General features: G+C 56.4%; 5 protein-coding genes. 1 reads left to right on the top strand and 4 read right to left on the bottom strand.

The window, feature by feature from the left end:
* Window positions 1-40: 40 nt before the first annotated feature.
* Both ACXX82_RS00080 and ACXX82_RS00075 read right to left on the bottom strand, forming a co-directional pair.
* A complete protein-coding gene (locus ACXX82_RS00080; RefSeq protein WP_458562029.1) occupies window positions 41-1,396 on the bottom strand; it encodes a PfaD family polyunsaturated fatty acid/polyketide biosynthesis protein in 1,356 nt (451 codons plus the stop codon).
* A complete protein-coding gene (locus ACXX82_RS00075) occupies window positions 1,393-2,466 on the bottom strand; it encodes an acyltransferase domain-containing protein (RefSeq protein WP_458562028.1) in 1,074 nt (357 codons plus the stop codon). Before ACXX82_RS00075 ends, ACXX82_RS00080 begins: the two co-directional genes overlap by 4 nt.
* A gap of 130 nt (window positions 2,467-2,596) precedes the next feature.
* On the opposite strand from ACXX82_RS00075, the gene fabD reads away from it, so the two are divergent.
* On the top strand, window positions 2,597-3,736 hold the full coding sequence (gene fabD, locus ACXX82_RS00070) for an ACP S-malonyltransferase (protein WP_458562027.1): 1,140 nt from the start codon (window positions 2,597-2,599) through the stop codon (window positions 3,734-3,736).
* A 99-nt stretch (window positions 3,737-3,835) separates the two neighbouring features.
* On the opposite strand, the gene ACXX82_RS00065 is transcribed toward fabD, so the two are convergent.
* Together ACXX82_RS00065 and ACXX82_RS00060 are read right to left on the bottom strand one after the other, a co-directional pair.
* On the bottom strand, window positions 3,836-5,002 hold the full coding sequence (locus ACXX82_RS00065; RefSeq protein ID WP_458562026.1) for a MupA/Atu3671 family FMN-dependent luciferase-like monooxygenase: 1,167 nt from the start codon (window positions 5,000-5,002) through the stop codon (window positions 3,836-3,838).
* The gene (locus ACXX82_RS00060) at window positions 4,999-20,052 is read right to left on the bottom strand and encodes an SDR family NAD(P)-dependent oxidoreductase (protein WP_458562025.1); all 15,054 of its coding nucleotides are present in this window, start codon (window positions 20,050-20,052) and stop codon (window positions 4,999-5,001) included. Before ACXX82_RS00060 ends, ACXX82_RS00065 begins: the two co-directional genes overlap by 4 nt.

The raw sequence follows: 20,052 nt of genomic DNA, 5'->3' as shown, positions 1-20,052 counted from the left end.
GCCGCAACACGCTGATTATCTAATCGGCGTATTCACTACACTAACCCGCAAAAAAAGTCTGGAAACGCCTGCCCGCATAGTCGGCCGATGCCTGCATCAACTCGCCAGCGATCTTATCGACATGCCGGTTGCGCCAGTCTTCCATCGCCGATCCTTTTACCCATTGGTTGTACGCGCCCAGCGCCGGGCCGGTATGCACCTGGTAATCGACTTTTTCGCCCTCGCCTTTTAGCGCCACACGCATTGTATGAATAAAATACCAACGAAAAATCAGCGCCATTTTGACTTTCGGGTTTCGTTCCGCCTTGTCGAATTCCGCCGGCATCATCTGCCGGTAATAGGCTTCGGTCTCCCGGTAAACCTCGTCGAAGCTCCGTCTGAAATAGCGTTCCTGTATTTCTTTGCGCACCGCTGCGTCTAATTGCTCCAGCGAAGCGTGGGTACGCCACAGATCGTAGAGTTTATTGGCCTTCGCCGGAAATAGGACGCCACGCTTCAGCACCTGGATTTTTGCGCCCATTTCGAACATGTCGCCAGCCGGCGCGTAAGCGGTGTCCTGAATGTCGATTGCCTGCAGCATGTCCTTAACCGCGTCGCTGGTGCCGGCCTCGACCGTACATTGATTGATTGAGCCGGTGACAATATAATCCGCTCCAAGCAAAAAGGCGCAGGCCGCGGATTCTGGTGTGCCGATGCCGCCGCCGGCGCCGATCCGTACCGCATGCAAAAACTGATACTGTTGTTGCAGACGGTCGCGCAGACGGATAATAGTCGGCAGCAGGACCGAGGTCACGCCCATGTCAGTATGGCCACCGGAATCGGCTTCGACGCAAATGTCAGAAGCCACCGGCAATTGCCCCGACAAGGAAGCCTCCTCCGCGGAAATATGACCTTCTGCCAATAGACTATCCACCATAAGCTGCGGTGCAGGACTAAGGAAAAGAAGCGCCACTTCGGGCCGTGAAATTTTCGCCATCACGCGATTACGCGCCACGGCCTTACCCTGGTTGTCGATGGTTGCGCCTTTTAGCCTGAATTTGACCAGCGCCGCCGTGACCTGGATATAAGCCGACGCTTCAACGTTACGCACGCCGTAACGCAGCAACGTATCCACCAGCATCATTTCATTTTTGGGATTGGACAGGTCAGATAACAGATTCATGCCATAGGCTTCACCGTTCAGCAGCGCCGACTGGATCTGCTGCAGCGCCGCTTCGATCTTCGGCATAGACATCCCGCCTGCGCCGTAAAACGACAAATAGCCAGCCCGACCCATGCTAATGACCAGTTGCGGCGACGCGATCGCTTTCACCATTGCGCCTGCCACGTAGGCAAACCGCACGCCGTAGTCTTGTCTGAATTGTGCCGAGCCTAGATTTTCTGGGGTTGGAGTCATGATTTTTCGGTGTGGGTATCAGTATCGGTTACAACAAGCGCCTGCAGTTTTTTGCGTGCTGCGCGGAGATTGTCAGCGTCGCGTCCGAAGGGCGTCATAACCGGCAATATACGATGGTGTACTTCCGCAGGCAAATTGTACTTCGTAAATGTGGCCATATTGCCAGCTGGACCCAGGTCCAGATAAACCGCCAGTGGATATTTTTGCCGAAAGCCAGCCAACGTCTGCCTGAACTGAATCGGCTGCCGTATCACCTGCCACCAGTAAGCGGCGGAAAAGCGTTCGATGCCGTCGCCCATGTCGGGTGCGCAAGAGACGATCGGAATAGCGGAAGGGCGGTTGGCACGGCCACCGAACATCGCACCGAATGTATCTTGCGCCACATCTACCTGCGATGAATGGAAGGCGGTCGAGACTGGCAATATCTGATGAGTAACGTCCTGTCGGCGCAAGCGTTCAGCAATCTCGAGGATATCGCCACGCAAGCCGGATACCACAAAACAGCGGTCGAAATTGACCCCTGCCAACTCGCATGCGGTACCGTTGTCTCCTGAAAATGCCGGATTGGTGCGAAAGGTATCAAGCTGATCAATGACCAGCAGCATCGCGCCGCCGCTGCAATAGGCTTCGAACAGGCGGGCCTGCTTGATCACGTCAAACAGCATGTCTTCGACATCGGCGATATCGGCCAGCGCGGCGGCGACGAATTCGCCGAGGCTGGCGCCTAAGAGTATGTCAGGTGGCGGAAAATTTTCTGCCAGCAGGGTCTGCGCCATCGCGTATTGCAGCATGAACAGCGCCGGATGGGTGTACAGGGTCTGCTCGAACGGTGCACTTTTGGCGATGGCAGGGTCGTAAAGCATGGCGACGATGGACTGGCCGACATAATCTGCGGCAACGGCGTCGAGCTTATCCATCCAGTGACGAAACACGGCATTCTCGTCATACAGCGAGCGGCCCATCTGGAAATATTGGGCACCCTGCCCTGAAAACATCCAGACGACCGGCGCTGCCGTCGGCCCGCTTTGGTGCGCCACATGCACGCCGTTGAATCCATTAAGCCCAATCATTTATTCCCTGTTTTAAACGGCCAGGCCAGAAAATTGTGGTGATATCCGGCATTACTTGATAGTCTTACCAGTCAATAATCGCCGCATGTTCAAAGCACCATTTTCCCCTTAATTCCAACGGTTGATAAAAATGAAAACTTACCTATTCCCCGGTCAAGGCTCGCAGCATGTCGGCATGGGCGCGAATCTGTTTGATGCCTTTCCAAATATTACCGCAACGGCAGACACGATCCTAGGATATTCGGTCAAAGAACTATGTCTGAAAGATCCGCAACGTCAGTTGGGACAGACGCAATACACGCAGCCCGCGCTGTTTGTGGTCAACGCGCTGGCCTACCGGCAACGCATTCAGGAAACCGGCGAGCGACCTGACTTCGTCGCAGGACATAGTCTGGGCGAATATAACGCGTTAGAAAGCGCTGGCGTAATTCACTTCGAAGACGGTCTGCGTCTGGTGCAAAAACGTGGCGAACTGATGAGCAAAGCGCCAAAAGGGGCGATGGCCGCAGTGATCGGCATCGGCGCCGACCGGATCGCTGGCATTCTGCAGGAGAACGGCCTGACCGGAATCGATATCGCTAACTACAACACGCATAACCAGACCATTATTTCCGGGTTGGAAGCCGATATTCGCGATGCGCAGCCACATTTTGAAAAAAACCAGGCCATGTACATGCCGCTCAACGTCGGCGGTGCCTTCCATTCGCGCTACATGAAACCGGCGCACGATGAGTTCAAGGATTTTTTGCAGAATTTTGGATTCTATGCGTCGACGGTGCCCGTAATCGCCAACGTCGACGCGCTGCCTTATCCAGCTGACAGGATTGCCTGGAATCTATCCGATCAGTTGACCCATTCGGTGCGCTGGCTAGATAGCATGCACTATTTACTCGACCAGGGTCAGGGCTCGATGGAATTCATCGAACTGGGACCAGGCGATGTGTTGACCAAACTGATGCGGAGTATCCAGAGTAAATATGTGCCGAAAGCGCAGCCTGTGTCCCCTGCTGCAGCTGCAAGCCGGGTTGCAACGGCCGTTACCGAGCCTGCTGCCTCCATACAATCGCCACAACAAGTAGTCGACAACTGGAACCGCAAATATCCGGTCGGCACGCGCGTCAGCGTCAAAGCTTATGAGGGTGTGCTGACCACCAAGACCGTGGCCACCCTCCTTTTCGGGCACCGGGCAGCGGTTTATCTCGAAGGCTATAACGGCTATTTTGCTCTGGACGAAGTACAGCCAGTAGAAACCGTGGATAGCGCGGCATAATCGTGCGTGTCGGCGGCAAGATCAGCCCGGCGATCAACTGCCGTAACATCAGTGACGGCAAGACCGCCTCTCGTCAGACCGCGAAGAATTTTTTGACGTTCAGGATTCGTGCTGATTAACAGACAGATAACGGGAGGCCAGCCGTTTCAAATGGGGCAGCGATTCCATCACGATCGGATAATCAACCCCAAAGTCCACCAAGCAAGCGATTTCATCGACGCCGGCAACAATGGCCTGATCGACAATACGGACGCCATCGTCGACGGTACCGAACAGGGCGCTGGTCTTGAAGTAACGTTGATAGGAATACTCGAGAATTTTGCCTTTTTCCGTTTCAGTCAGTGGCGTGCCGCCATCCTGGTCGATGGCGGCTTTCAAATGCGCTTCCATCGCGCTGCTAATGTATTCCCTGAACGGCACCTGGACGGCCTGGCTGACCTGCCCGGCGTCTTCCAGCAGCAGAGTGTGCAGCATTAGTGTCACAGTGCCCTGTGCCGGGTCCAGCCCTGCTTCCTTGCGACCAATACGATAGAGGGCAATCTTTTTCTGCATCGCATCCAGATTGTTACCATACAACATGGTAAAAATATTATAGCCATGGCGCCCGGCATGCAGGAAACCGTCATCGTTTTGCGTAACCAGCAGCCAAACGTTGAGTTCGGGCTGCAGCGGCCGTGGATATACCGTTACAGGTAGTTGCTCTCCGCCCGGGCCGGGAAACGATACTGCTTCGCCACGCCACAGTTTTTGCACCAGCGGAATGGTTTCGGTGCAAAGTCTGCGACGGTTTTCGTAGTTTTCGGGCGCGAAAATAAAATCTTGTTTGTTCCAGCCAGAACCAAAACCAAGGTCGATCCGGCCTTTCGACAGGATGTCGTTCATGGCCCACCACTCGACCACTTCGGCCGGATGATGCAGAGGCAGGGAAATGCCGGCAGTACGGAAGCGGATCCGCGTCGTCTGCGGAATCAGATGCGCCGCGACGATTGCCGCATTGGCGTAAATAGAGCCAGAAGGATGAAAATGCCGCTCCGGTAAATAGATCGCTTCAAATCCTTCGCGATCGGCAAACAACGTGACGTCGCGCATGAAGTCGTACTTCTGGGCATCGGAAATATCCTTGCGTACATCCGAAAAGAACATAAAACTGAACTTGATGGCGGCCTTTTCAGTTTGCTGTGCTTCTGCGCCAGCGTCGGCGCCAAGTAGTATGTCCAAAGCCGCATTCGCGCTTTTCGTGCTGTCGCTACCGTATAGTTTGCTCATGACGTGCGGCTGCCTTGCATCATCAAATACCCGGTCAGTGTTTCGATGGTGCAAAAGTCGATCAGCCACCGCGGCTGCACGGGATATTTCAGTCGTTTTTCAAGTCTGGTCGCCAGCACCATCGCTGAAATCGAATCCAGTCCGTAATCCTGGAACGGCTGCGCCGGATCAATACTTTTCAGCTTCAGTACTTCCATGAGCGTTTTGGTAATCATCTGCGCCAGATCGACAGGCGGTTCCTGGATATTTTCTGGTGTGACTTTCAGTGCTGCTGCTTGTGGTACCTGTTGCGTTTGCTGAACCAGGCCGGAAAACAGCAGCTTGTGAATGCGATGAATCAGATCCGGCTCCAAATGCCGGATCTGATCCAGCTCGATTACCTCGGTAATTTTGTGGACCGGCACATCCAGGCCGGCACGCTTCTCGGCTTCCCAGCGATCGAGATGATGGATGAAGGATGCATCTGGCATAGATTTTTCTGGCATGTCGAATATGACCGGTGACGGCTGTTGCATGCTGTCCCTATCGTCACTGGCATTGTCGTCAACCAGGCGCCCATATAGCAAGCGCGGTCGCACCTGCTCAAGGCGCTGCAGGTCGAGGTAGCCGATGATGATTCTGCTATCCGAGCCGCCAGCGCCATTAACCGCAGTCGCTGCCATGGCCCGTTCGAACAACGTGTGTCCTTCCCGATTGTCGAAGGTACGTATGCCGAGATCGTTAAAAGTACGCTTCACGGCGACTGCCTTATCAACGGAAACGCGGGTGATGGCGCCGGTCTGATTCCAGTCGGACCAGACGATGCTTTTATAACGGGTATTATTGTGCATACGATGCTGATACGCGGAGAAGAAATCGACGAAAGCGTTTGCAGTCGCATAATCGGCAGCGCCGCGGGCCAAGTGCGGTGCCAGGCCAGTCATGGAGGACAGTGACACGAAAAAATCCAGTGGATCGGATTTAAACAGTGCATGCAAACTTTCCAGTCCCTTAATTTTCGGCTCCCAGACCTGTTGCATGCGCTCAAGATCCTTACCGGCAAATCCAGGCGTATCCGGATCCGAATAAACCCCAGCGCAGTGAATCACGCCTTTGACTGGTCCGTGCTGCGCACGAATTTTCTTGAAATAGCGTTGCAGTCCTTGCGGAGCGTTGAGCGATCCGGTGTAAATCTGCAGATCAGGGACCTTACGTTCCAGCGCGATCAGTTCCCGCAATTTATTTTTGACGTAAGGCGATAGTCTGGCGTCCTCGTCCTCAAGTGCATGCAGCCAGTTTTTGCGCGGCGGTAGCGGCGTCAAGCCCATCAACACCAGCTTACGGCAACCACGCCCGGCAAGGTATTTGGCAATTTCGAGTCCCACGCCGTTGGTGCCGCCGCTAATGACGTAGACGCCGTCGATGGCGATCGGCAATGCCTCGTTTTGCGCCGTTTCCGGTACCTCCTCAACTGCTGAGAGTACCGGCGCATAGCGCAAGCCGTTGCGGTAGCAGAGTTCGGTTTCCTGCAATAATGCGCCGAATTCCTGCAATAGAATGTCGCGCAACTGCTTTGGCTGGTCGTAAGCGGCCTGGTCGATATCGATGAAGCGCGCATCAACGTGCCGGTAATCGGCACTCAGCATTTTGACCAGCCCGGCGAATTTGGCACCGGCCAGACTCATCTGCGGCGATTGGAAATTCTGCAATCCTTTTGTGCAATACAGAATCGCGATATCGTTGGCGGCGCCGATCAGGGTCTGATAAAACACGGTCTTGCCTGGATTGTCGGCATCGTAGTCGCGGGCAGTTTCGTACAGATCGCTCAGGTCGATGATATGCGTGATCGTATCGTGATGATCAATCAATATCTGCGCACTGATGCGAGACGATTTGGCATCGCTGAAGTTGATCGCATTCCGGATCTGGCTAGACTGCACGCTGGCATCGGCCACCAGCACGATATTTTTGAAATCGCCCGGTTCCAGCAATTTGCGAGCGAGATGCAATGATTCGTGATTGACCAGCATCAGCACTTCACGGCGTTCGACCGGCTGCGCGAGCTGCACCGCTTCCCTTGCATGCCATTGCCTGACAATCCGGTGGATTGCCTGAGGCATGGCTTGCTGTGACGGCGGCATCTGCGGAGAGCTGTGAACGGCCACAGGTATCATGGTCAGGCGATGTCCGTTCGAATAATGGATACGTTCGGGTATCGGCTGGAATGCCGACGTGCGTTCCGGTGACAGACATTCCCGACATAATCTTTGCATGGCCGCAAGCAGCGGCAGGCGATCGTCATATGTGATCAGCGCATGACGACACTGATTCGGGGACGCATCGGCGCGCCTATCGGTTGCGTTCTGGATTTCCGCCGCCAGATTATCTCCGGCACCCGCGTCGGCTTGCATGAAAAAGAGAATTTTAGCAAACGTGCCGAACTGCCGTGCAGCGAGCAGTTTCAGACATGCGCTCAGCATGGCATTGGTATGGACAGCAGCGTCATCCTTTGGGCCGCCCAGGAATATCAGCAAATCAGCTTGCGGTGGAAACACATTTGTCGTCATCAGGCGCAGATCGCAATAGACCGGCTTCGGCCCCCAATCAGAGTTTTCTAAGTCTGCCGCCTGGCGTAGTTGCGTCAGCAACTGGTCGAAGGCATGCCGCTGGTTTTCATCCGCATGGATGACGACGAGTTGCCCCTGTTGATAACGGCGCAACCCTGCTTGCCAATCGATTGCGGCCGGTAATTCGTTGCGGTGCCAGCGACTCGCATCGGCGGCAGCGCGTTTGTTGCCATCTTTGCTTTCGGTTTTCTCCAGCGCGGCCAGCGTCGGATTTCTAATGGCCAGCTCAAGATCTGCTCCGATACCGGTTCCAACGCCTTCCATCTCGGGCGTCCAGTAATGTTCGCGTGCAAATGGGTAAGTCGGCAAGCCGTGCCTGCGCCGGGCCGGCGTAGCATGGGAGCGTTGAAGCAAGGCCCAGTCAACGGATTCGCCCTCTGTCCAGCGCAACGCTAAGGCGCTAGCCGTTGTGTTTACTGTCGTGACGGCAGTCATTGCCGCCTCGCCGATAACCGGCTTCTTCAGCACTTCTCCCGAAACGCAGTTGGCGTCGCTGCCGCCGTTGGCGACAAAGTTCGTCAGTCGCCTGCGTAGTTCCTCGAACGTATTTGCGACCACCGCCAGCCGGTGGGGCATCGCGGTCCTGCCGCGCTGGAAGGTATAAGCAAAGTCTCGCAGACCAACATTGCCGCGGGCATCGGCTACCAGAAAGTCGCAGACCGTTTGCGCATACACCAGCAACTGCCGGCGGCTTTTGGCCGACAACGGCAATACGATCTGGGCGTCGTGGCCGCTGATGGCAGCCCCAGCAGCGACAGCATTTTGATGCGGCGCTTCTTCCAGCACCATGTGAGCGTTGGTGCCGCTAAAACCGAAAGAGCTGACCGCTACCAGACGCTTTTGTCCGGCCTCTGCCTGCCACGGAAGGCAGTCGGTATTGATGAAGAATGGGCTATCCTGTAGATCAATATGCTCATTGAGCGCTTGATAATTGATGGTTGGCGGCAACGTCTTGTGCTGTAGCGCCAACAACGCTTTGATTACTCCTGTGACCCCGGCCGCTGTCGCCAGATGGCCGATATTACTCTTGGCCGAACCCAGCGCACAGAAATTCTTGCGTTCAGTAAATTGCCGGAAGGAATCGCAGAGCGCCTCAACTTCCAGCGGATCGCCGAGCTTGGTACCGGTACCGTGCGCTTCGATCAAGCCTATGTGTTCCGGATCGATGCCGAATTTCCGATAGACACTGGTTTCAAGACGGGTCTGGGACTGTGCGTTCGGTGCGGTGATGCCGTTACTCTTGCCGTCCTGGTTGACGCCCCAGCCGCGGATCACGCCGTAAATATCGTCGCCATCGCGCTCGGCCTGCTCCAGCCGTTTGAGCATCAGCACGCCTACACCCTCGCCCGGAACGAAACCGTTCGCACGCTGATCAAAACTGTAGCAGCGGCCATCCGGCGACAACATACCGGCCTTGCTCATTTTGACGTGGATATCGGGCCCATTGATGACGTAGACGCCACCAGCAAGGGCGACCTCGCTATGCCCCAGCAACAAGCTGTCGCAGGCACTGGCCAGCGCCACCAGCGACGACGAACAGGCGGTATCGATCGTCAGGCACGGTCCTTGCAGATTGAGAAAATAGGCAATGCGCGCTGGCAGCATAGCAACCGATTCGCCCATCAGGCCTTGTGCGCTATGGGTCTGGCTCGGATCCTTCATCAATTGCGCGTAATCGCTGACTGCGCAGCCGACAAATACACCGCACAGACTGCCCGATAGATCGGAGGGGTTATAGCCCGCGTCTTCGATGCAGCGCCAACTGTTCTCCAGAAACAGGCGCTGCTGCGGATCCATATATTCGGCGTCCGACGGCGAAATATTGAAGAACAATGGGTCGAATACGTCGACGTCCTCCAGCAAGCCCATGCTGCGGCAGACGGTCTTGCCAGCTGCATTGCGATCGGCGTCGTAATAGGCGTCCAGCGACCAGCGTGCAGCAGGCACTTCGGAAACACAATCGCGGCCATCCACCAGATTGCGCCAGAACTGTTTGACGTTATCCGCTTTCGGGAATTGGCCTGCCATACCGATGATGGCGATTGCACTGTTATTGGCGTTGACTTCGGCGTTGAAGTTACCGACCCGCTGCGGCTGTGCGAACGAATGCACAGGCGTTGTAACCGCATTATTGTGCTGCGCGCAAAGCGTAAAGCTCCGTATCAATGAGGGTTCCGACACAGGCTTTTGGGCTGTCAATACGGCTTCTGCATGGGGCAGATCCGAATGACCAGAAGCCAGTGCGATACCTTGCTTATGCGTATCAGGTCCGGTCAATAAACTTAATAAATAAGCATGAAAATTGGCCAGAGTCGGGTAACTGTAAACCTTGGTAGCACCTACCGACAGGCCATGGCGCTTGTTGATCATCCTGATCCAGGTGACCGCCGTGATCGAATCAAGGCCCAGGTCGATGAACCGGATATCATCGTCCAGATCCTCCGGTTTGAGCAACAGTTCCCTGGCCAGCGTCTCGCGCAGCCACCCAAGCAGCTGTTCACTGTGGTCCTGCGCAGGCATAGCGGTCTGTACAGCAACGGTTTCATTCGGGCGCCGGGCGGCCATCAACGACAGGACAAAACCGGCAAAACGCGTCAGGTCCGGATAGTTATAGACCTTGGTCGCACCTATGGATAAATCGAATTGCCGGTTGATTTTTCGGACCCAGGTGACAGCAACGATGGAATCGAGTCCCATATCGATAAAGGCGGTATCGCCATCGATCTGTTCGCACTGCAATTGCAGCTCTTCGCCCAGGCTTTGCCTTAAAGCCGTCAGCAGTTCTTGCAGCGGCACATCAGACCCCTGGGTTCCAGGATGCGCCACATTACCATTGCTCACGGCAATAGCACCTGGCAATGGCGTGTAGTCCTGCGCCGCCTGGTTGAAATGGCGATCAATATTGGCGATCACCTCCGGATTATTGACGAACGTCTTGTCGTGCATCGCCAGTTCTCGCGCAAAAACGTCCGGCAGTAGTCTGCGCAACGCATCGCTGCGCAGGTTTTTTTGCTGCACCAGTTGCGTCCGTTCTGACAATGCCAGTTCGCCGGCAAGCGCCAACGCGTAAGCCAACACACGACTACGCGGCAGTACCGGCATCGCGATGCCGCGCTGCTTTAATTCACGCCCCTGGAATTCGCGCGCTGTCAGCAATATCTCATTGCTCAGCCCTCGGCCCAGACGTTGCGGGAAAATCATAGTGGAACCGGCACCCGGTGTGAAACCATAGAGCATGTAGGGACTCTGGTAGACGCTTTCCTCGCTATAGATTGTCCAGTCGCAGAAGAGGCCCATGGTCCAGCCGGCACCGATGGCATGGCCCTGCATCGCCGCGATGACCGGAATGCTACAACTCAACGGCATGCGATAACTCTGCTCATCGGTAAAACGGGCGCTGCCGCTCTGGATTGCCAGTAATCCCTGCCGGGTGCCTCCGCAGGCAAAATAATTATCGTAGCCGGTCATCACCACCGCCTTGTATTCGGGCATGCTTTCGATATGTTCGAAGGCTGCGATGACCCCTTCCACAAAGGCCGGCGAAAAAGTGTTTTTGCTGTCGCGGTCGTTGAGCGTCATCAGCAGCACGCCATCCGCGTATTTTTGCAACGTGACGACATCGGACATGAACGGTACAGATACCGGCGTTTCGGCCCTTCCCGGCGCAGAAAGAAGCGTGGCCCAAGGTACGGCGTGCTTCAGAGTCTGCGACTGCTCCGGTGTTTTTCCAGGAGTCGCAGCCAGATGTTGTTTAAGCGCGGTCAGTGCGATCGAAGAAGCCTGGCCAATACGGCCGGCGATTTCGCGCGCGTAATCGTCGATGATAGCCTGATCCACCATGGGCCATGCCGATCCTGATCGCGCGTGTGCCTCGCCGTCAGGCATCGTGCCAGAGATCGAGTCACTATAAGTGCCCTGCACGCTACCTATACTCAGGTCGCAGACTGATGCAATCGCCATGACAGCCACCGAATTCGCACCGGTCAGAACTGCGATCACCGGCCACGCGCAAGCCGCCACAGCCTTGACTGCATCGGCCAATCCAGGTAATGCCTGTTCAATCACCGACACAACGAACAGCCGATCCAGTCCGGTCAGCAACAATGCTTTCGGTGCATTGGTGTGCGCGAGCTCCGACAGCACTGAAAGGCAATCCATCAGACCGGCGCAAGCGCTTGCGGCAGTAACGTCTGCCGCGCTGGGATCGACCCGGATGACGAAAATACCGCCACCTTCATCGTATAGGTGGATCGCCGTCTGAATTTCCGTGTCCGGCGCTTGACGAAGCAAGGCGCGCAGAGGATGCTGAACGATAGCTGCGTGCGTGCGAAATACGGTCGGCGCAGATGCCGTTGCACGCAATGCGATGGCGGAAGGCTTGCCGATCGGACTGCTGTATTTTTCTGCGACATAATGTAGCGGCGTTAGTATCGATTCGACCTGAAGCGCTGTCTTCGGTAGCATCGGCGTGCTGTTTGTCATCGGTGCAGAGACAATTTTTTCTTCAAGTAGCGGCAACCAGTATGGCGTCGCCGCAAACGGATAAGTCGGCGCGCCGATACGGTGATATGGATGCTTCACCGGATACATCCGCTCCCAATCAATTTTTACGCCTTTGCTCCAGAGAGTGAGCAGACGTGCATGCTGACCCTGGCGGAACCAGGTTTCCAGTGTCTGCCGCATCGCTTCGTCACCAGTGAACACGTCGATCAGTTTCTTGTGATGCTTGACCTGGTTCTGATAAATACCGTCCTCTTCAAGCATGCCCTGCGCCTGAGCGCCGCTGTGCGGGCCATCGAGCCAGCGCCGCAGTTTTTCCTGAAGCTGCGGCAGCGAACGTGCCACCAGCGCCAGTCGCACATCCATCTGCTCACGTCCGGTTTGCAGCGTGTAGGCCAGATCGCCCAGCAATTGGGCCGGCATTGGTAGGGCATCGACAATAATTTGGTCAACAAAGTCGTGCAGACGCTGCGCATAGGCGCGCAGACGCTCTTCATTGCGGGCCGACAGCACGATCACATTATCCTGTTCCGGGCCGGGATTCGGGCGCGCCGGTTGCCGGTATTCTTCGACGATCACATGCGCGTTGGCGCCGCCGGCGCCAAATGACGAAACACCTGCGATACGCGGACATTCCTGCTTTCCGGCTTGGCCACCCCCCCGCTGCAGCAAAGGCCTCGGCCATTCCGCCAACGCCTGTTGTAACACGAACGGCGTTTTGGCAAAATCGATGTTCGGATTAGGTTCGCTTGCATGCAATGTCGGTGCCAGCCGACCGTGCTGCATCTGCAGGATCACCTTGATAAAGCCGGCAATGCCCGCTGCAGCTTCCAAATGACCGATATTCGATTTGGCCGATCCCAGCGCGCAAAAACCGGTATCCTGCGTGTCGTCCCGGAAAGCTTGGGTCAGGCCGGATATCTCGATCGGGTCGCCCAGTTCCGTGCCGGTGCCGTGGGCTTCGATATAACTGACAGCACGCGCGTTCACGCCCGCTTTTTTCAATGTGTCCCGCACCAGTTCGGCCTGGGCCTGCGGATTAGGCACGGTGTAACCGTTGGTTTTCCCGCCGTGATTGATGTGGGTGGCGCGAATGATCGCGTGAATCCGGTCCTTGTCGGCAATCGCCTGTGCCAGTGGCTTGAGCAACACTGCGCCCACGCCTTCACCCGGTACAAAGCCATTGCCGTCCTTGCCGAAGCTGCGGCAAACGCCGTCTTTCGATAACATGCGCGATGCACTTAATCCGACATAACCCGACGGATGCAGATACAGATTGACGCCACCAGCAATCGCCAGTCGGCACTCGCCACTACGCAAACTTTGGCTGGCCTGGTGTATCGCCGTCAGCGATGATGAGCACATGGTGTCGACCGGTACGCTCGGTCCGCGGGCATTGAGGAAATATGAGACCCGATTGGCGACCGAGCTGAATGACGTATGCGGATACAGCGTACTGCCCTCGCGCCATAATTGCGGCCCGAACAAATCGAAACCGGTGCGTGTAACGCCGGCGAAGACACCAAGCTGATGACCAAAATCGCTTGCCAGGCGTTCGCGCGTGTAGCCGGCGTCTTCCAGCGTTTCCCAGGCGATTTGCAGGAACAGTCGTTCCTGCGGGTCGATGCTGATCGCTTCTTTCGGCGAGATATTAAAAAACTGCGGATCGAAATCCGTTATCCGGTCAAGGAAGCCGCCCCATTTACTATAGCTCTTACCCTGTTCAATGGCCTGGTCCGGATCGGCATGGAAAAAACCATCCATGCTCCAACGTCCGTTCGGTACCTCGCCAACACAATCCCGCCCGGTAGCGAGTAGCTGCCAATACTCTTCCAGGTTCTGCGCCTGCGGAAAACGGCAGCTCATGCCGATGACGGCAATGGCGTCGTCATCAATAAGCGGCGTTGTATTGCTGGAAGCCGCCGGTTGCCGCGGCAACAAAAAGTGGTCGGGCGGCGCGGTGCCGGATACCGCTGCAGCGGATACTGCATTATCGGCATGCACGGTGGCAGCACCGCCTGCCACGCCGGTTACCCGGCGCAAGGTCTGCAAATGATCACGGATAAAGTAATCGGCCAGCGCAGCAATCGTCTGGCATTCGAACAACAGCGTACTCGGCACGTCGGTAAAAACCTCACGCAATGCACTAGTGATCTGGACAATCAGGATCGAATCGATACCGTAAGTTTCCAGCGGTTCCAGCGCGTCGATTTGCCGGCTGTCCATGCGCAGCGGTCTGGCGGCGATTTTTTTCAGGTACGTAGTGGCTGCAGCTTTTAATGCGGCATCGTCGCTGCGATTGTTCTGGCTCTCCGCTTCCGAAACCGGTTCCCGGTTTTGGTCGGTTTTCTGTTCCGGCATAGACTGTCGCACTACGCCGTCGCTCTCGGCTACGATCACCTGTTGACCGAGGATATGTGCGCTCTGTGCGGGAAATAGTACCGTGCCGAAGCCTTCCTGCAACAGCACCTGGCGCCAGCCCTGCGGATACAGGCCGGGCGCATCAGGTATGCGCAGCGGCTGATCTTCTGACAACCACCAGCCTTCCAGCAGTCCAAAGGTCAGATGGGCAAACACGGATTTGGTGCTGATTTCATTCAGTAATAGCAAGCCGTTTTTATGCAAGGCAGCCTTGGCGTTGGACAAAGTCCTTCGAATATTGCGCGTGGCGTGCAATACGTTGGTGGCGATCACCAGATCATAATGGTCAGCCCGGATATCCTGTCCTGCCAGCGGTTTTTCCACATCGAACAATTTCGGCACGACAAACGGATAATGCGGCACGATCCTTTCGTCGGCGTGTAACAGAAAAGCCTTGGACACATCGGTATAGGTGTACTCCGCAATATGTTGCAGGTAAGGTGCAAGATAAGGCAGGATCATCGCGGTGGTGCCGCCTGTGCCCGCGCCGATCTCCAGCAGCCGTAATTGCACACCGGGCGCTTGCTGCAGGCGCAACTCGATCGCCGACACCACGGCCTTGGCCAAAATTTTATTGAAATAATCGGCCACCGCGTTATCGCGATAGACGCCTTCCACCATGTGCATCGACGCGGCGGGAAACAGTATATCCGTAGCGCGCGTCGTGCCCGAAAGTATGGAGGGCAATGCGCGCAGGCAGGCTTCCGCCAGCGTTACGGCAGCTCGCAGATCGGGGGCGGCGAAATCACGCTGTTTGGCCGCTTCCCAGTTTTGCCACAATTGATCGAGACCGGTGGGCGATCCGGAGACCAGCCCGATCGACTGGACTTCTGCCAGCATTTGACGGCTGGCAGACAGCCAGCGGGTGTAAAAACCCGGACGAGTTTGCGACGCTGGCAAGGCGTTCTGATCCGTAGCAAGAATCCCCAGCGAGGCCAGCGTGCCTGCGAACAAAGGCAGTAATTGTGCTTCCATTGCGGTGTTTCCGAACAGGCTCAAGGCGCGCAATGGCGCCACCTGCTCGCGCAATTGTTCGGACATCGGCGGTATACCCGCCACATATGATGCCGCTGTTTCCGGATAGAGCGTCAGACTTTGCGCGGCATCGAATGCGGTCAGCAAATCGGGACGTGCGGTCCTGATCACTGCCATCTGCCGGATCGGCGTACCTAGCATATTCTGGAGAGCTGACATCGCTTGCGCTGGCTGCAACGGCAGGCGACCGCTTTGATGCAGGCGAATTTTAGCGGCGTCAGAAATCGTCGCGCCGGTGCCGATTTCCCAATGCCCCCAGTTAATGACCTTGACGGCGCACGGCAGTCGCTCGGACAGATGCAGCGCGAACGCGTCTTCGAAGGCGCCGCCGGCGGCGTAACCACTCAGGCCGCCATTTTTTTCGAGCGCCACAATCGAGGAAAAATACAGAATGAAATCCAGCGCTTCCTGGCCGAAGACCTGCGCCAGATTGATGCTGGCGTCGATTTTGACCGACAGAATATCGCCGAAACGCTGCTCGCTCATTTCGGCCAGGCTGTGATCAAATAGGCCAACGGCCGAATGAATGACCCCATGGACAGCGGGGTAAATCTGTTTGATCGAAGTCAGTGCTGCCTGCAACGATGCCCGGTCGCACGCGTCGGCCGACAAATATAACGGCGGCGGCCCCAATACCGCCAACTCAGTCAATCGGGCCTGAAGCGCGGCATCCTGCGTGCGCCTGCCAATCCAGATCACCTGCGCCGCATAATGCGTCATGACATGGCGCGTCCACGCTTCGCCGATGCCGCCGGCGCCGCCGATGACCACATACACGCCCCTTTGCCGGTAGACCGGCGTAGAACCCGGCAGGTCAACTATCGGACTCAGAAAGCGTTTGTACCATAACCCGCTGCGGCAAGCCAATACTTCACCATTCGGGTCGGCTGGTAAACGCATTGATGTCGCGATATCCCATTTCACGCCGTTTTCCAGGTCCAGCGAACGGATTGTCCAGCGCGGATATTCCCTGGCGAGCGTACCCGCCAGTCCGTGCACGCCGGCATGTGCCGGGGCGATGGCGTCTGCCTCAAATACCGCCTGGGTGCCGCAGGTAACGATGGTCCAGTCAAGCGCGCCATCGCTGTAATACGATGTCGACGCCAGCAGCGCTTTGATCAATTTAAATAAAGACAGCACACCGACGGCCTGCTGCCCGATCAGTTCTGCTTCTGATGCGGGTGGTGCGATCCAGAGTATGTGATTGGGCCGGTAACCGGAAGTTTCCAGCCTCTGCAAATCATCACCGATCGATTCTGGCGTGGCGGCAGAGTCGATTTGTAAGGCATGAATACCTACATGGATCGCGCCAATTGCCAGCGCTTGTTCGGTACTTGCACCAATAACCAGAAGATTTTGATGCGGTGCCGGCGATAACGCGCTGTTGACGGCGACCGCAAAGGTGACCTGACGCCACAGTGGTGCCAGCATCAGCGGCGCCATATCGCTTGCTAAGGGCGCCGACACGACGGTATCGGCATGGCCGCTTTGCGGCAGCCAATAACGATGGCGGGCAAATGGATAGGTCGGCACGGCAATCCGTTTCAAGCCTTCAATGTGGGATTCATACATCAGCGACCAGTCGACATTGACACCTGACTGCCACAACAGCGCGATCTTTTCCCACTCCCCGTGGGATATCATTGAACGGATAAATGTCCGCCCGGCCTCGCCTTCGGTCAACGCCTGCAATGGGGCCGATACGGCACTGGTTCCCGATCGCAGCATCTGGATTCCCGCTGTTTCCGGATTGTCTTGCGGCTGACTAGCGCAAAAACCATTCAGTCCTTCTAGTAAAGCGCTACGATCGGCGACCACCAGCGCCAGGCGCTCCGCCATGACCTGGCGTCCGCTTTGCAGTTGTCGCGCCAGATCGTGCAACGTGACCGGCAGGCTTTCGTCGCTGTTTAACCAGGCTATATATTTCCGGGTATAGGCAAGCAACTGGGCACGGGTCTTAGCCGACAGCACGAAAATTTCCGGCGTGCCGGAATCAATGCGCCCGGCCCGGTTTTCTTGCGCAGGGTCAGCCATATATTCAGTCAATACTACATGCGCATTAGTGCCACCAGAACCGAAACTGCTGACGCCTGCCGTTCTGAGACCGCCATTGGCAGGGAGTGTCCACTCCTGAAAACAATCGACGATATAAAGATGGGTATCGCTTAACCGGATGTGCTGATTGAGTCTGTGGAAATGCAGAGAAGCCGGCAGTTGCCTTTGTTGCAGGCATAAGACCGTTTTCAGCAGGCCTGTAATGCCGGCTGCGGCTTCCAGATGGCCTATATTGGTTTTGACCGAACCCAGGCCGCAGGCGATTTCGAACGCAGCATTGGCATCGCGCATGAAAACAGGCTCGAATGCCTGTTTCAGGCCTTGCACTTCAATCGGATCACCCAAAGACGTGCCGGTGCCATGCGCCTCAATGTATCCCAGCGAGCGCGGATCGATTTCTGCCGAGCGCCACGCGGTTTGCAGCAGGCGCGCCTGTTGTGCCGGATTCGGCACGGTAAGGCCACTGGCCTGGCCGCCATGATTGCAGGCACTGCCCTTAATGACGGCATGCACGCGGTCGCCGTCGGTTAGCGCGATGGCGAGGGGCTTGAGCAACAGCATCACCGCCCCTTCACTGCGCACGTAACCGTTGGCGCTTTGATCAAAGGTTTTACACAAGCCGTCCTTAGCCAGCATGCCGGCCTTATAGTAGGCAATACTGTTGGCCGGATGAAAAATCAGATTGACCCCGCCGACCAGCGCCTGTGATGCTTCACCGCTTCTGATGGACTGGATTGCTTCATGCACCGCTACCAGCGAACTGGAACAGGCGGTATCAAGCAGCAGGCTGGGACCAACGAAATCGTAAAAATATGAAATACGATTGGCTAGCACGGCCATCGAACTGCCGGTGCCGTAATGTGCGTCAACGGGAGCGTCGATGTGATCCAGCAAACGGGCATAGTCGGACCCACTGGCGCCGATAAAGACGCCGGTATCGCTCCCCGCCAACGATTGCGGCGCGTAGCCAGCGTGTTCGATCGCCTGCCAGGAAAGCTCCAACATCAGACGTTGCTGCGGATCCATCGATTCCGCTTCTGCGGGCGAGATACGGAAAAACGGTGCATCGAAGCTTGCCGCATCGTCCAGGAACGCGCCGCGATCAATGCCCTTATGTTTGCTCGCGGGATCGATTTCCGTCGGCCATTGCCAGCGCCCGGCCGGTAAGTCGCCGACCAGAGATGCGCCTTCCCGCAGTAGATTCCAGAACGCATTGGGCGTATCGATGCCGCCCGGCAGGCGGCAGGCCATACCAATGATGGCGATATCTTCCGGCCGGATTTGCCGGTCCCCGGCGAGTGGTGGCATCTGTTTTGGGGCTGTGTTGGCCTTAGGTTGCCCGGGCAACGGCGATTTCAAATCGATATTTGCATCGCAAAAATAGGCTGCGATCTTGTCCGCAGTGTTGTACTGGAAGAAAAAGGCCGGATTGAGCGCCACTCCGTAGTGATGCGACATTTTTTCATTCAGCAACAGCAGATCCGCCGAATCCAGGCCCATCTCCATCAAGGGGCGTTCGGCTGAAAAAACCGCCTGACCCGACGACGATAAGCATTCGCGCATTGTCTGCTGCACATAGGCATGGATCTCGGCCCGGCTGTAGGAAGAAATTTTTGACGTTACGGGTGCCGCTGCGCTACCGATTTGAGCAGGGATTTGAAGATTTTTACGTGAGCGATGCCTGATGTCGTAGCTTACCAGGACCCCGTAACCGTCGTTTTTGGTATCCAGCGGACGATAACCCGGCATTGGCCGCTCGATAGTCGCGCCGTGCAACTCATGAAAGCGCAGGATTGGATCGGCCAGCGCGGCGTGTTCGTTGCGCCGACAAATATAGTCGGCCATCGATAGCCCGGCTGCCCGGTCAAAATGCTTGCACAGGGTAATTGCTGCAACGGCATGTACCGCTGGCTGAAGACTACAGTAGATCAACGCGAATTCCAGCAACTGATCGCCCAAATTCTGTTGCTGCATTTGCGGCAGTATATTCACCGCCAGCAACTGCGCCACCGCTCCATCGGGATCGTGCAGTGCGTCGATCTGCGTCGCGGAAACGCCGTCGAGCGCCTCGATGGCCCCGATACGTTGTGAATAAATTACGCCGACCACTACCTCGCCGACCAGCAACACCAATTGACCTTGGGGATAACGGAGAATGCGTTGTTCGATCAGGCTTTGCGGCATGCGCAGCGGTTCCCCCCAGCATTGCTCTTCCAGCGCCATCAGCGCAGGCAAATTGTCGGCCCGCGCCGGACGGATGCGGTATGCCCGCGACTCCAGATGCTGCCACAGATATTTTTTACAGGATGCGGCATCCGGCAGATCGGCCGGCGGTTGCCGGGTAACAAACAGGCTTGCTTCGGCTGCCGCCAATAAACAATCTGCCGGCGCGATCGCGCTTTGTTGAAATAGTGTTTCTAATAAGTTAGGCAT

The sequence above is a fragment of the Glaciimonas sp. GNP009 genome (assembly GCF_054343755.1).
This window is presented reverse-complemented; position numbering and strand designations above follow the sequence as displayed.

Coding starts and splice junctions, on each gene's coding strand:
- ACXX82_RS00080 (WP_458562029.1), bottom strand. CDS start 1,396: ATGACTCCAACCCCAGAAAATCTAGGCTCGGCACAATTCAGACAAGAC.
- ACXX82_RS00075 (WP_458562028.1), bottom strand. CDS start 2,466: ATGATTGGGCTTAATGGATTCAACGGCGTGCATGTGGCGCACCAAAGC.
- fabD (WP_458562027.1), top strand. CDS start 2,597: ATGAAAACTTACCTATTCCCCGGTCAAGGCTCGCAGCATGTCGGCATG.
- ACXX82_RS00065 (WP_458562026.1), bottom strand. CDS start 5,002: ATGAGCAAACTATACGGTAGCGACAGCACGAAAAGCGCGAATGCGGCT.
- ACXX82_RS00060 (WP_458562025.1), bottom strand. CDS start 20,052: ATGCCTAACTTATTAGAAACACTATTTCAACAAAGCGCGATCGCGCCG.